This is a genomic window from Gordonia jacobaea, from assembly GCF_001186365.1.
GTDB classification, from domain to species: domain Bacteria; phylum Actinomycetota; class Actinomycetes; order Mycobacteriales; family Mycobacteriaceae; genus Gordonia; species Gordonia jacobaea.
Map to the genome: position 1 here is coordinate 467665 of NZ_LDTZ01000015.1, position 14643 is coordinate 482307.

Consider the following 14643-nt stretch of genomic DNA (forward strand, 5'->3'; position numbering starts at 1 on the left):
CGCGTCACCGAATCGACACTATCGCTGCTACCCGACGGCCCGACGGTGGGATCCGGCACGACGCGAACGACGCGCGAAGAAGCGGGAGCCGTCCTTGGTCAGCGTGATCTGCTGACGGAACGTGTCGGAGAGGTTCTTGCTCGTCAGCACATCCCCGAGCAGGCCCTGCGCGACGACGCCGCCTTCGGAGAGCAGCATCGCGTGGGTGAAGCCGGGCGGGATCTCCTCGACGTGGTGCGTGATGAGCACGGTGGCAGGGGCATCGGGGTCCTGCGCGAGGATCGACAGCCGGTCGACGAGCTCCTCCCGACCGCCGAGGTCGAGGCCCGCGGCGGGTTCGTCGAGGAGCAGCAGCTCGGGGTCGGTCATCAACGCGCGGGCGATCAGCACTCGCTTACGCTCGCCCTCCGACAGCGTGCCGAATCTCCGGTCGGCCAGATGCTCGGCGCCCATCGACTCGAGCGATTCGACGGCCTGCGCGCGATCGACGTCGTCATAATCTTCACGCCACCGACCGATCACCGAATAGCCCGCCGAGATCACGACATCACTGACGACCTCGTCGTCGGGAACCCGGTCGGCGAGGCCGGGGCTACTGACGCCGATTCGCGTCGACAACTCGCGAACCTCCACCCGGCCGAGTGGCTCGTTGAGCAGATACGCGGTGCCCGACGACGGGTGCAGTTCGGCGGCGGCCATACGCAGGAGCGACGTCTTGCCCGCACCGTTGGGGCCGATGATCACCCAGCGTTCGTCGAGCTCGACTTGCCAATCGATCGGCCCGACAAGCGTCTTGCCACCGCGCACGAGTGTGACGTCACGAAAATCGACGAGCAGGTCCGGGTCCGAGGATGCAGTGTCACTCACCCGTCCCATCGTGCCCTACCGGGCGGCCTCCCGGATGCTCGGACGCGAGAGAACATGTCGAGGTTTTCCTCGACGTGTTCGCCCACACCGAAACCGCCCACAAAAGGGAATACCTTCGACGCCGTACTCCTTGCCCTTGGTATGTCCGTTGATCTGTCCATCCTCGACCTCGCCCAGGTCGGTCGCAACGAAACCGTCGCCCAATCCCTGGCTGCCTCAACAGAAATGGCCACCAAAGCCGAGCTGTGGGGCTACCGGCGAATCTGGTATGCCGAGCATCACAACATGCGCTCGATCGCGTCGTCGGCACCCGCCGTTCTCATCGCGCACGTCGCCGCACACACCTCGACAATCCGCCTCGGCGCCGGCGGCGTGATGCTCCCCAACCACGCGCCGCTGACGATCGCCGAGCAGTACGGCACCCTTGCCGAACTGCACCCCGGCCGCATCGATCTGGGTCTCGGTCGAGCCCCCGGCAGCGACCAGCAGACCTTCACCGCGCTGCGTCGGGACATGGCATCGGCCGACCGCTTCCCGTCCGACGTCCTCGAACTGCAGGGGTATCTGCGTGGCGAATCGCGCATTCCCGGAGTCGGCGCGACGCCCGGCGCGGGCACCGACGTCCCGCTCTACATCCTCGGTTCGTCGTTATTCGGTGCACAACTCGCCGCCGCGCTCGGACTGCCGTATGCCTTCGCATCGCACTTCGCTCCGCAGGCCCTCACCGAGGCCGTCGCGCTCTACCGTGACCAGTTCCAGCCGTCCGAGGCACTCGCAGAGCCGTACGTGATCGCGGGTGTCTGCGTGATCGCCGACGACGATCCGGATGTCGCGGCAGCGCAGCTCCGCCAGGCCAAGCGCCAGCGAGTGACCGCGCTTCTCGGTCGAGGCGGTCGGCAGTTCACCGACGACGAGGCCGACGCGATCCTGGAGATGCCGCAGGGCAGGCAGATCGATTCGATGCTGACCTACGCGGGCGTCGGCACTCCCGCAGAGGTCCGCGACTACCTCGACTGGTTCGCCGGGCACGCCAACGCCGACGAACTCATCGTCGCGTCGATCGCTCCCGACCGCGACGTGTGGCTGAGCACGCTCGGTCACCTCGCGCCGGCGGTACAGCCCTCCACGCAGCCGGTCTGATCGATCGCGCGTTTCAGGTCATACACATCTTCGCTCTATGTATGATCAACCTCATCACGCCGAGGCCGAGCCCGGCCCGGCGGGCGATGAGGAGTCAGGATGTCCGACCTCAAGGTCCGCAGAGTCAAGTTCGACCTCGCCGGAGACGACATCCCGTTCAACTGGCATCCACAGCGGCCCGCCTTCGCGATGCAGTGCAACGTCGTGTCGTTCTTCGCGCCCGGCTTCGAGAAGCTGATCGTGCGTCGACACGCGAGGCACTGCCGTTGATGCGCGATCCGGAGATGGTCGACGAAGCAACCGACTACGTCAAGCAGGAGGGGCAGCACACTGCTGCGCACCTGGCCCACCTGCGGGCGCTCATCCGACGGTGGCCGGGACTCCGGCACACGATGGACGAGGTCATCGCCTCCTACGACCGGTTACTCGAGACCAAACCACTCGCCTGGCGTCTGGCCTACGCCGCGGTGGTGGAGGCGACCTTCACGCCCTACTTCCGCGTGTTCCTCGATCACGACGACAAACTGTTCGAACCCGGGGATGAGCGCATTTCCTCACTCTTCATCTGGCATTTCGTCGAGGAGATGGAACACCGCAGCTCCGCGTTGCGGGTGTACGACGCCGTCCACGACAGCTATCCCTACCGGCTCAAGACCATCGCAGGTGTGGTCAAGCACTTGAACGAGATGTTGAAGATCGTCGGCGACGGCTTTCGTGAGCACGTGCCCGTCGGTGAAGGCGGCGAATTCGCCGACCTGGTCCCGGCCGGGGTGACCCTGCGGTCGATGGCCGCCGTGTGGCGATTCAACCGGACGCATACGGAATACGACACGACCTACGCCGACGTACCGATGCGCGAGATGATCGAGATGTTCGTCGGACTCGTGCGATCACAGGCGCCCGACCACGATCCGCTCTACGAGCGACTCCCCGACTTCGCGGCCCGCTGGTTCCGACGCTACGACGAGGACCCACGGGCAGCCGCCCGCTGGTATTCGGTCGGCGTCGGTGAGATCGCCAAACGTGTCCCCGACGGCCAGGGCGACGTCGTCGACGTAACGTCGACGGCCTGACCCCTGCTTACTGTCGCGGTTCGAGTAGTGCGAAATCCGCGAAGTCGAAACCCGGCGCGACGACGCAACTGACGAGCGACGCCTCATCTCCGACCGCACGCGCGCGTTGCCAATTCCCAGGCGGGACAAAGGCTTGCGGACGCTGCCCTAATTCGACGTCGGGTCCGACGACCACGGTCTCGACGTCGTTCGGCACGTTCCCGTCACCGCCGAGGTCGAGTTCCACCGGGGCGCCACGATGGAAGAGCCACATCTCCGCACCGCGCACCGTATGCCACGACGACTGCTCGCCCGGCAGCAACACGAAATAGATCGCTGTCGCAGCCACGCGCGTGCCCTCATATCCCAAAGGCAGTGCGCCACCGGGGATCTCGACGCCGCTACGCCAGGTCTCGCGATACCAGCCACCCTCGGGGTGGGGCTGCAGGTCGAGTGCTTGTGCCCACTCGGGTAGCCGCGACGCGTCGCTCATTCGCCGATCACCTCCGCGATCACGGTCACCGACCCGGGCGCGATCTCGGTGAAGCCGGCGTCACGCACCGCAACTGCTCGCTGCTGAGCGTCGGCGGCGAGCAGATCCTTCCACCGATCTCGATCGGCGAGGCACACCGACAGCGGACATCCCGCGTCGCGCCATTGACGCGCCGCCTGCTCGTCGAGGAGCTTCACGGCGAGCATCGACCCGTGGCCGACCTGCGCCGCCAGTTTGCCGACGGTCATCTCGAGATCGGGATTCACCCAGAGGCATACGCCTGCCCCACCGGGCGTCGATGGCAACGCCCCGTCGACGTCGGTGCCGCCGATCTGCAGGCGAGAGATGCGTCGGTCGACGTCGCCGACCCGTCCGGGAACGAACGCGCGCGCATGGGCATCACCCTCACTCGCCGTGACGCCCCACACCTCTTGTGCCGCAAGCCAATGCGCGCCTCGGGCACGGCGCGCGATCTTACGGATGCGCGCATCGCACCACGCCGTCATCGGCTCCGACCACGGACCGTCGGCGCCCGATCGGTCGTCAAGGCAGAGCAAGGCGACAGACCGCGCTGCCGCCGTGAGCAACTCGGTGCGGTCGGGCGGGTCGGACTTCTCGATCCGCAACACCATCTGCATCGCGAGCACGTCGGCGGGATTATCGGGATCGTCGGCGCCGCCCACATAGTCGACAAGACGTCGATAGGCGTCGTCGAAGGGATCGACGACGGACTCCGTAGACGTCATGGCAGCGGGACGCGCCGCAAGACTCCGTCCGCGGCGTCTGCGGCCTCGATTTCGTCGCGGGTCACGCCGAGGATGAACAGCACCGCGTCGAGGAACGGGTGGTTCAACGCGGCGTCGGCGACCTCGCGTAGCGCGGGCTTGGCATTGAAAGCGATTCCGAGGCCCGCGACCGAGAGCATGTCGATGTCGTTGGCTCCGTCGCCGACGGCGATCGTCTGTTCCATCGGCACGCCGACCTGGTCGGCGAATGCCCGCAACGCGCGTGCTTTGCCGGGGCGATCGATGATCTCGCCGATCACCCGACCTGTCAGCCGGCCATCGACGACTTCGAGGGTGTTGGCACGGACGAAGTCGAGTTCGAGGTCGTGCGCGAGGCCGTCGATCACCTGACGGAACCCGCCGGACACCACACCGCAGCGATATCCGAGGCGGTGCAGCGTACGGATCGTGGTGCGCGCACCGGGTGTCAGTTGCAGCGAACCCGCCACCTCGTCGAGAACGCGCGCATCAAGGCCCTCGAGTGCCGCGACGCGTTCCCGTAGCGATTCCGCGAAGTCGAGTTCACCGCGCATCGCAGCCTCGGTCACCGCGGCGACCTCGGCCTCGCGACCCGCATGTGCGGCGAGCATCTCGATGACCTCGCCCTGGATGAGCGTCGAGTCGACATCGAAGACGACAAGCCGCTTGGCGCGTCGTGCGAGTCCGCCTCGCTCGATCGCGATGTCGACACCGTGCTTGGCCGCAACGCCCGCCAAACCCTTGCGAAGGTCGGCGTCGGCAGCGACGCTGTTGCGCCCGCCGACGCTGACCATCAATTCGAGGCCGGTCACCGGATAGTCGGCAACACCCCGGATCGAATCGATGTTGCCGCCCTGGCCTGCGAGTTCGGCCGCGACCGCTCGGAAGGCTCTGGCGGTCACCGGACTTCCGAGCAAGACCACCGCGTGAGTCGACGGACGGTGCCCGGCCGGCGTGCCGCCGACCTCGACGATCACATCCATGCCGATCGAGCCCATCGCCTGCTCGACGACGTCCTGAACCTCTTCGGGGTCGGTGTCGACCGAGACCATGACCCCGAGCGTCAGGCGGTCGTTGATGACCACCTGCTCGACATCGAGCAGACTCACCTGCTGCGCCGCGAGCGCTCCCATGAGGACCGAGGTGACGCCCGGCTTGTCCGGGCCGGTGACCGTGATCAGGATCGGTGTGGATTGCTCCATCGAGGCGTTGTGAGGAACGTGATCAGCGATCGCGGTCGCCGGATGCCTCGTGGCTGCCGGTGGTCAGCGGATCGCGACGAACGTCCTCGGCCACCCTGCTCTCATGCCCGTGGCCACCACCGACGTGCGCTTCTTCACGCATTCGGTCGACCATGTGCGGGTAGTGCAGTTCGAACGCGGGACGCTCCGAACGGATGCGGGGAAGCTCGGTGAAGTTGTGGCGCGGCGGCGGGCAGCTGGTCGCCCACTCGAGCGAGTTGCCGAAGCCCCACGGATCGTCGACGGTCACGACCTCGCCGTAGCGGTAGCTCTTGAAGACGTTCCACAGGAACGGCAGCGTCGACAGGCCGAGGATGAACGCACCGATGGTCGAGATCTCGTTCAGGCGGGTGAATCCGTCGGACGGGAGGTAGTCGGCGTAACGGCGCGGCATGCCCTCGTTACCCAGCCAGTGCTGGACCAGGAAGGTGGTGTGGAAACCGATGAAGGTCAGCCAGAAGTGCCACTTGCCCAGTCGCTCGTCGAGCATGCGTCCGGTCATCTTGGGGAACCAGAAGTAGATACCCGCGTAGGTGGCGAACACGATCGTGCCGAACAACACGTAGTGGAAGTGCGCGACGACGAAGTAGCTGTCGGAGAGGTGGAAGTCCAGCGGCGGGCTGGCCAGCAGAACGCCGGTGAGGCCACCGAAGAGGAACGTCACGATGAAGCCGACGGAGAAGAGCATCGGCGTCTCGAACGTGATGTTTCCCTTCCACATCGTGCCTATCCAGTTGAAGAACTTCACACCGGTCGGCACTGCGATCAGGAACGTCATGAAGGAGAAGAACGGCAGGAGAACCGCGCCCGTGACGTACATGTGGTGCGCCCACACGGCCACCGACAGTGCAGCGATCGCGAGCGTTGCGTACACCAGACCGGAGTAACCGAAGATCGGCTTCCGGCTGAAGACAGGGAACACCTCCGACACGATGCCGAAGAACGGCAGCGCGATGACGTACACCTCGGGGTGTCCGAAGAACCAGAAGAGGTGCTGCCAGAGGATCACACCACCGTTGGCCGGGTCGTAGAGGTGCGCGCCGAACTGTCGATCGACCTCGAGGCCGAGCAGCGCGGCGGTCAGCAGCGGGAAGATCAGCAGGATCAGGACGCTGGTCACCAGGATGTTCCAGGTGAAGATCGGCATGCGGAACATCGTCATGCCGGGTGCGCGGAGACAGACGACGGTCGTGACCATGTTGACCGCGCCGAGGATGGTGCCCAGACCCGACACACCGAGACCCATGATCCACAGGTCGGCGCCGACGCCGGGCGAGTGCACCGCGTCGGTCAGCGGCGTGTAGGCGGTCCAGCCGAAGTCGGCAGCGCCGCCCGGGGTCAGGAAGCCGCCGATGGCGATCGTCGAACCGAACACGAACAGCCAGAAGCCGAAGGCGTTCAGACGCGGGAACGCCACGTCGGGCGATCCGATCTGCAGCGGGAGAACGAAGTTGGCGAAGCCGATCACGATGGGCGTCGCGTACATCAGAAGCATCACGGTGCCGTGCATCGTGAAGAGCTGGTTGAACTGCTCCGTCGACAGGAACTGCATGCCCGGACGGGCGAGCTCGGCGCGCATGAGCAGCGCCATCAAGCCGCCGATCAGGAAGAACGCGAAGCAGGCGGTGATGTACATCATGCCGATCAACTTGTGATCGGTCGTGGTGATCAGCTTGTAGATGAAAGAACCCTTGGGCTGATAGCGCGCAGGGTACGGGCGCGCTGGCACAACCTGGGTTGTGGGCTGGTCTACCGCGGTCACAGATCCTCCTCTAACCGACCGTGAGCTCGGGACGGCAACGAACGAAAAACTACCGCTGGCAATCACACACCGAGCGCTGGTTACCGATCGTAGCCCCTTCACCCCGGCTGGGCCGAGTGGGTCCTACGATCTGTCGTACAAATTCTCCAGAGCACCCCAAAAGAGCATGTCAGTGACCATATTCGGGCGCCGACACGACGTGTCGCACGGCTGATTCCACACCCTGCACCGACGTCGCGCGAACCCGCACGGTCTGCCACGAAAGACGGCTGCGCGGCGGTGCTAGGTTGATCTGCGTGTCAGGCGGTAAGCAGAGTGCGGTCGGTCGAGGTCGTACGCGCAAGGTCAGCGTCACTCTCGGCGCCTTCGTCGTGGCGGGTGCGCTCGCGGTGGGGTTGTCGGGTTGCTCCGACGACAACACGGCCTTGACCACGCCCGACGGCAAGACCATCAGCACCTCGACGACGCGCATCGCCGACGTCAACGTGGTCTCACCCGACCGCGATTACAGCAAGACGTGCCTTGCTCCGACGGCGTCGGACGACCCGCAGGCCGACGTCAACCGGATCGTCGTCACCGATCCCTCGCTCCTCGACGCGATCTGCGCACTGGGCATCGGCTCCAAGGTCGTCGCGGTGACCTCCGCACCCAACAGCGTTCCCGCCTACCTCGGCCCACAGCTGACATCGGTACCCACGATCGGCACCTCGCCCGACGCCGCGACCGTCGGCACAGCCGCACCCGACGTCGTACTGACGACACCAGACACGGCTGCGTCCGCCAAGGCATTCGGGTCCACCAGGGTGGCCACCATCGAGCCCGGCGACTGGCGCGCACAGTTCACCGAGGTCGCAGACGCACTCGGCAGGGCGTCGCAGGGACCGCGGCTGCTCGACGAATTCGACACGGAAGCCCGCAAGACCGGCAAGCGTATGGATGCCGCCCACTCCCGGGTGTCTCTGGTCCGGTTCGGCAACAACTCGGAAGTGATCGCGGGAACCGACAGCTTCGCAGGCCAGATCCTCTCTACCGTGGGGGTGCAGCGGCCGGCGTCGCAACGCACTGCAGGCACCACCGTCCTCACCGACAAGAACTTCAAGGACGCCGACGCCGATCTCATCTACGTTTCCTTCGAGGGTTCGGCGGGTCTCGCACACGGCAAAGAGGTCTTGCTCAGCGACCGCTGGCTGGACATGGGTGCGCCGACCTGGAAGCGGGTCCTCATCGTCGACGACGACGTGTGGTACCGCAGTTCAGGCCTTGCCGCCGCGTGGCTCGTGCTGAACGACGTGAAAGGTTCACTCAATGGCAACTCCGGAAGCTACTGACTCCTCACCCGACGCTCTGACCGCCAAGGCACAGGCGCTGCTCGCACTGCACCAGCCCGGTAACCCCGTCGTGCTGCCGACGGTCTGGGATGCATGGTCGGCACAGATCGCCACCAACGCCGAGTTCTCCGGCCTGACCGTCGGCAGTCATCCCGTCGCCGACTCGATCGGCAAGTCCGACAACGAGGGAATGACGTTCGACGACCTCCTCACCCGTGTCCGGCAGATCACCGCCTCCACTGATCTTCCGGTGTCGGTCGACGTCGAATCGGGGTACGGCGAAAGCGCGTCCCGGCTCATCGACGGATTGCTCTCGGTGGGCGCCGTCGGGCTCAACATCGAGGACACCGTGCATTCCGAGGGCAGGCGTCTGCGCAGCGCCTCCGAGCATGCCGCGCTCATCGGCGAGTTGCGGGCCGCCTCCGACGCCGCGGGAGTTCCCGTCGTGATCAACGCCCGCACCGACCTGTTCATCCGCGCCGACGGCGACGAGTCCGACCGCGTCGAACGCGCGGTGGCACGCCTGCGGTTGTGCGCGGACGCGGGCGCGAGCTGCCTCTATCCCGTCGGCCGCCACACCGACGACGTCTACCGCACGCTCACCGCCGAACTGCCGCTTCCGGTCAACGCGATCGGTAACCCTGCGGCCGATTCCGGACGAGCGCACTACGCCGAGCTCGGCGTCGGCCGCATCAGTTTCGGACCGTTCTGGCAGGCCAACCTCGCCGAACGTGCCGCCGAGCTGTTGACCGCGTGGCACTGAGCGCGTCTCTCGCATTCGCGCCCGAGATCGACCCAGACTGATCGCAACTGTTCCCGCCGGTGCGTGGCGTCGGCAAGGCTCGTCGCATGACTGTCACCGACGAGTACCTGGCCAACAACGACGCCTACGCCGCCACGTTCACCGGCCCGTTGCCCCTGCCGCCGAGCAAGCACGTCGCCATCGTCGCGTGCATGGACGCACGCCTCGACGTCTACCGCGCGCTCGGCATCAACGAGGGTGAGGCACACGTCATCCGCAACGCCGGAGGCGTCGTCACCGACGACGAGATCCGTTCGCTCGCCATCAGCCAGCGGCTGCTCGGGACAACGGAGATCATCCTCATCCACCACACCGACTGCGGCATGCTGACGTTCACCGACGACGAGTTCAAACGCGAGATCCAGACCGAAATCGGTCAGAAGCCCGAGTGGGCGGCCGAGGCGTTTCCCGACGTCGAAGAGGACGTCCGACAGTCGCTCACACGCATCCGGAACAGCCCGTTCATCACCAAGACCAGTTCGCTGAGGGGATTCGTCTTCGACGTCGCGACCGGGCGGCTCGCAGAAGTGGACTGACGGCCACTCACGGCCAGCCGGGCGCCGACTCGACGGTCCCGTCGTCTATCGCGGCGACCAGTTGGGCGTGGTCTCTCTCGGTCTGGTCGGCGTATGCCTGTGCGAAAGCGACCACGGATTCCTGGGTCTTGTCCGACTTGCCGAAGTACTCGTTGATCGCCCTCGCGTCACCACTGCGCGCGTGGGCACGGGCGAGAACATGGCCGCACGCAGTGGCGAAGGTCGCGAGCCGTGGCGCAACCGATTTGCCGTCGGGAATGACCTTTCCGTCACGGAACTGCCTGATGTAGAAATCCCAGTCGCGGATCGTGGACCATCCGAGAAAACTGTCCGACGCACTCTGGATCAGTCGCTGCCCGTTGACCACTCGCTGTCCGTGATTCGGGTACACGCTGGGCCCGAGGAACTTCTCGTACACCGACGGCGCGGCCTGTTTGATCTGGAAGAACAGCGGGTCGCCGGTCTGGTGCTCCTCGTTGAGGGTGAGATAGACACGCATCCCGACGCTGCCGACGCCCACCACCTGCTGCACGACGTCGACGAGATCGAAGCGACGCAGCAACGCCGCGATGTTCTCCCGGATGGAGCCGTAGTAGCCCAGCAGGACGTCGTTGAGTACATCGTCGAACTGCTCCAGCTCGTGCGTACGGTACGGCGGGTCCTCGGTGATGGTCCGTCTGCCGTCGACGAGGTGGGTGAACTTCTTCGACGCTCCCCTGTTGCTCCGCTTCGCGGCGCGTTTGGTGAGGTACTTGTCCAACTGGGCGCCCTCATCCGGAGCCAGGTACCCCACCAGGTCGTCCGCGGAGACCTTTGCCGACCACACGTCGAGGATCGGCCAAGTCGCGTAGGTGGCGATCGAGTCGCGGTAGCCGGTGAATCCTGCGCGAACCGCCTTGACCGCCGTCTTCTCGTCGATGCCGTTGTCCCGGGCGAGGACGACGAGGCTCGCGACAAAGCGCAGCAGGTCCCATTCGAACGGCCCCGGCAGCGTCTCGTCGAAGTCACGGAGGTCAAAGGCGAGTGTCCGCTCGGGCGTGTTCCACATCCCGAAATTCAGCACATGAGCGTCGCCGCACATCTGCACGTGGATGCCGGTGTTCGGCCGCGATGCGAGGTCGGCCGCCATGACGGCCGCGGCTCCCCGGTAATAGGTCCACGGCGACGCCGCCATCCGGCCGTGCCGGATGGGGAGCAAGCGTTGATCGCGAATCTCGTTCTGCGACAGGATGGTGTGCAACGCGTCGTGGCCGCGTGTTGACGGGTCCCACTCTCCCAGCGACGTCCTCGGCACCTTCTTGCGTGCCGCCTTGCCCACCGAGCCTTCCGTAATGGCGTACTCGGTCGGTCCGGCCGCCAGCGCCGCGGACTGTGTTACCAGCTCGCCGTCATTGGTGGGTTGGGACGGGAAGTGTGGCGAGTCGGACCCGGGCGATCCGGACTCCTGGGTGGAAGCGTCGGCTGCGTCCGTCGGAGAGGTCATGCAACCAGTGTGGCGCGTGAGGCGGCACCGCGCGCAGCTTCCACCACTCTCGACCACGACGTGTCGTGGTCGGCCGCTAATCTCGAACCATGTCCGCCATTCCCGATGGGTACTCCGACCTGCCCGAAAACCCCCGCCGTCTCGTACACCCCGCCTTCTCGACCACCCTGGCGCGTCTCGACCACGCGTGCGCATCATGCTGAATTTGAATGTCCATCACGGCGACACGACGTAGCGCGCCACAGGCGCCCGGCTGGCACACACTCTGGCGGCCGGGTATCGGCATGGCCATCTGGCTCGATACCGACGCGGAGCTGCCAGAAGAGCTCGCACAACTGTTGGCGGGCAAGCGTTTTCGACGCGACATCGGGATGATCGCGGCGACCGGACGCCGTGAGTTCGTCGCCGCGATCACACTGGGAACGTCATCGGCGGTCGCTGCGCTCGACGCATCCCGCTCGACGCCCGTGGCGGGCGACGTCCGCTGGTACCGGATGATGCTCGACGGCGTGCGCCGGTTCGTCGCCGCAGGCTCGGTCGCCCCCGTCGTCACTGATCTGGGTGGCGAGACCGTCGTCCGCTGGACGCCCATTCCCACTGCGGCGTGGCGCAGTTGGATGACGGTGATCACCGCCGGCGCGCCGGATGCCCTCACCCACAACGGCGGGGCGGAGGCGCTCGCCGACTTCGCGAGCGAACTGGTCGACCACGCATGCCGCGCACGTCTCGCCGACTCGGCAGCACGGCTGGGCCCCGCGCGGCCGTCGACGCCGGTGCTCGCAGCGCTGGTCGACGACGCCGCGGCACCCGACGCCGCCCGCAGACCCGCCGCGCACACAGCGTGGAACCAGTGGGCGGGCAGCGCACCCCAGGACGAGTCGCTGCTGGTGTTCCGGCTGTTCGAACCCGCGGACCTGCCCGATCCAGACGACACCTTCGGCGCATGGGACGACGAACCCCCTCCCGATCCGCGCTGGCGACTCCAGGTGTGCCGCCGCGCACCCGACGGCCACACCGAACCCGTTGCGCCACACCGCCTCGACGCACACGAGCTCGACCAGGTGACCACCGAACTCGCGTCTGCTGTACGCGCGTTCGGCGAACTCGCGAAGGCCGATCCCGACCGCAACACCCTCGACTTCCTGCTGCCGACAGACAGCGTCGAACATCTGCTGGCGTCAGGCACCGCGCTGCTCGCCGATGCGGGTTTTCCCGTGCTCCTGCCCCGCACGATCGCCGACGTACGGCCCTCCCTCGGAGTACGCGCGGCACCGGTGTCAGGCGGCGGCGCACCCGCACGCATGGTGGGGCTACGCGAGATGCGCGAGTTCGAATGGCGCCTCGCTCTGGGCGACGGTCCGGACGCGATCACGCTCACCGATACCGATCTCGACGAATTGTCCAGGCAGAAGGGCGATCTCGTTCGAGTGCGCGGCGTATGGATGCGCGCGGAAGGTGCGGCGTTGACGCGTGCCGCCACCTTCATCCGTACCCAACGGGCGCTACGCGCGTCCGGCGAGCCCGCCGACATGGGAGAGCTGTTCGGACTCGTGACGGGCACCGCGGACACGCTCCCCGTCCCGGTCGGTTCCGTCCGCGGCCTCGGCTGGCTCGACGACGTCGCCGCCGGCTCGATGCTGCGAGCCCAACCGGTCCCCGCGCCACGGGAACTACGAGCTGTTCTCCGCCCCTATCAGCAGCGCGGACTCGAGTGGTTGGCCCACCTGAGCGACCTGGGCATCGGAGGCGTACTCGCCGACGACATGGGACTCGGCAAGACCGTCCAGGTCATCGCCCTGCTGTGTGCCGAACGCGACGGCGCGCCGACCGACCACACCCCGACGCTCGTCGTGTGCCCGATGTCGTTGGTGGGCAACTGGTCTCGCGAGTTGAACCACTTCGCACCGAGCCTGCGGGTCCACGTCCACCACGGCGCCGATCGTGCCCGCAGCGCCACCTTCGCGTCGACGATCGCCGACGTCGAGGTGGTGATCACCACCTTCGCGATCGCCACCAGGGATCGTGATCTGTTGGCCGCGCAGCAGTGGCGACGCGTCGTGGTCGACGAAGCGCAGCATGTGAAGAACGTCAGAACAGCCGCGGCGAAAGCGTTGCGTGCCATCCCCGCCCGTCACCGACTCGCACTGACCGGCACACCGGTCGAGAACCGTCTCGAGGACCTGCGCGCGGTGATCGACCTCGTCAACCCCGGCCTACTCGGTTCGGCGTCGACGTTCCGGGCGCGGTTCGCCGAACCCATCGAACGCGACCGGGATCCCGATGCACTCCGACGACTCAACCGCGCCACCAGACCGTTCATCCTGCGCAGGGAGAAGACCGACCCCTCGATCATCAGCGACCTCCCGGAGAAGACCGAGATCACCGTGCGCGCGAACCTCACCGTCGAACAGGCTGCGCTCTACCGCGCGATCATCGACGACCTCATGGTCGCGCTACGCGACAAGCAGCAGCGTGCCATGCGCAGGCGGACCGTCCTCGCCGCGCTGACGCGTCTCAAGCAGGTGTGCAATCATCCGGCACACTATCTCGGCGACGGTTCACCCATGATGCGGCGAGACCGCCATCGCTCGGGGAAGCTCGAACTGCTCGGCGACATCGCGACCACGCTCGTCGCCGACGGCGACAAAGCGCTCGTCTTCACCCAGTTCGCGGCGTTCGGAGAGATGCTGGCGGCGTGGTTGTCCGAGCAGCTCGAGACTCCGATTCCGTTGTTACACGGGGGTATCGGCCGCGCTGATCGCGACCGGATGGTCGCGCAGTTCCAAGGCGACTCACGGGGTTCCACACAGGAATCGGCGGCCGACTCTCCCCCGATCCTCGTCGCCACGCTGAAGGCGGGCGGCACCGGATTGAACCTCACCGCCGCTACCCACGTCGTGCATGTCGACCGCTGGTGGAACCCCGCTGTGGAGGATCAGGCAACCGATCGCGCCTACCGCATCGGCCAGCACCAACGCGTCCACGTTCGACGATTCGTCTGCGTCGGCACCCTGGAGGAACGCATCGACGACATGGTCGCGAAGAAACGCGAGCTTTCGCGACTGACGGTGTCGGCGGGCGAGAACTGGATCGGCGACCTCGGCGACGATGAACTGTTCGACCTCTTCCGCCTCCGCGACGAGGCGGTCAGCGAATGAGACACCTCATCTCCACA

At 66.4% G+C, this 14643-nt stretch carries 13 protein-coding genes; 7 read left to right on the plus strand and 6 right to left on the minus strand.

Annotation, left to right across the window (positions count from 1 at the left end):
- Nucleotides 1-27: 27 nt before the first annotated feature.
- A complete protein-coding gene (locus ABW18_RS08075; protein ID WP_049698436.1) occupies nt 28-876 on the minus strand; it encodes an ABC transporter ATP-binding protein in 849 nt (282 codons plus the stop codon).
- Nucleotides 877-1008: 132 nt separating this feature from the next.
- On the opposite strand from ABW18_RS08075, the gene ABW18_RS08080 reads away from it, so the two are divergent.
- From ABW18_RS08080 to ABW18_RS08085, 3 genes are all read left to right on the plus strand, one after another.
- The gene (locus ABW18_RS08080) at nt 1009-2007 is read left to right on the plus strand and encodes an LLM class flavin-dependent oxidoreductase (protein ID WP_049698437.1); all 999 of its coding nucleotides are present in this window, start codon (nt 1009-1011) and stop codon (nt 2005-2007) included.
- A gap of 99 nt (nt 2008-2106) precedes the next feature.
- Entirely contained in the window at nt 2107-2277 is a 171-nt protein-coding gene (locus tag ABW18_RS23125) for a hypothetical protein (protein WP_235434316.1), read from the plus strand.
- Complete coding sequence (locus ABW18_RS08085) at nt 2277-3080, plus strand: metal-dependent hydrolase (protein ID WP_235434317.1); 804 nt, start codon at nt 2277-2279, stop codon at nt 3078-3080. Before ABW18_RS23125 ends, ABW18_RS08085 begins: the two co-directional genes overlap by 1 nt.
- A gap of 7 nt (nt 3081-3087) precedes the next feature.
- Here ABW18_RS08085 and ABW18_RS08090 read toward each other — a convergent pair whose 3' ends face one another.
- Genes ABW18_RS08090 through ctaD form a run of 4 tightly spaced genes read right to left on the minus strand, consistent with a single transcriptional unit; the run spans nt 3088 to nt 7319 of the window.
- Nucleotides 3088-3552 carry a cupin domain-containing protein gene (locus tag ABW18_RS08090; protein ID WP_049698438.1) on the minus strand — a complete coding sequence of 155 codons (465 nt, stop codon included), beginning with the start codon at nt 3550-3552 and terminating at the stop codon, nt 3088-3090.
- Nucleotides 3549-4298, minus strand: coding sequence for a peptidyl-tRNA hydrolase (locus ABW18_RS08095; protein WP_049698439.1), 750 nt, complete (start codon nt 4296-4298; stop codon nt 3549-3551). The genes ABW18_RS08090 and ABW18_RS08095 overlap by 4 nt, the downstream gene beginning before the upstream one ends.
- Entirely contained in the window at nt 4295-5518 is a 1224-nt protein-coding gene (gene serB, locus ABW18_RS08100) for a phosphoserine phosphatase SerB (RefSeq protein WP_049698440.1), read from the minus strand. Before serB ends, ABW18_RS08095 begins: the two co-directional genes overlap by 4 nt.
- A gap of 22 nt (nt 5519-5540) precedes the next feature.
- Nucleotides 5541-7319, minus strand: coding sequence for an aa3-type cytochrome oxidase subunit I (ctaD, locus tag ABW18_RS08105; protein WP_049698441.1), 1779 nt, complete (start codon nt 7317-7319; stop codon nt 5541-5543).
- A gap of 296 nt (nt 7320-7615) precedes the next feature.
- On the opposite strand from ctaD, the gene ABW18_RS08110 reads away from it, so the two are divergent.
- From ABW18_RS08110 to ABW18_RS08120, 3 genes are all read left to right on the plus strand, one after another.
- The gene (locus ABW18_RS08110) at nt 7616-8647 is read left to right on the plus strand and encodes an ABC transporter substrate-binding protein (protein ID WP_235434318.1); all 1032 of its coding nucleotides are present in this window, start codon (nt 7616-7618) and stop codon (nt 8645-8647) included.
- The gene (locus ABW18_RS08115; RefSeq protein WP_049698443.1) at nt 8625-9410 is read left to right on the plus strand and encodes an isocitrate lyase/PEP mutase family protein; all 786 of its coding nucleotides are present in this window, start codon (nt 8625-8627) and stop codon (nt 9408-9410) included. Before ABW18_RS08110 ends, ABW18_RS08115 begins: the two co-directional genes overlap by 23 nt.
- 86 nt (nt 9411-9496) lie before the next feature.
- Complete coding sequence (locus ABW18_RS08120; RefSeq protein ID WP_049698623.1) at nt 9497-9985, plus strand: beta-class carbonic anhydrase; 489 nt, start codon at nt 9497-9499, stop codon at nt 9983-9985.
- 7 nt (nt 9986-9992) lie between these two features.
- Here ABW18_RS08120 and ABW18_RS08125 read toward each other — a convergent pair whose 3' ends face one another.
- The gene (locus tag ABW18_RS08125; protein ID WP_235434319.1) at nt 9993-11468 is read right to left on the minus strand and encodes a DUF2252 domain-containing protein; all 1476 of its coding nucleotides are present in this window, start codon (nt 11466-11468) and stop codon (nt 9993-9995) included.
- Between the two features lie 209 nt (nt 11469-11677).
- Between ABW18_RS08125 and ABW18_RS08130 the strand changes: the two genes are divergently transcribed.
- Nucleotides 11678-14626 carry a DEAD/DEAH box helicase gene (locus tag ABW18_RS08130; protein ID WP_049698444.1) on the plus strand — a complete coding sequence of 983 codons (2949 nt, stop codon included), beginning with the start codon at nt 11678-11680 and terminating at the stop codon, nt 14624-14626.
- Nucleotides 14627-14643: the final 17 nt, after the last annotated feature.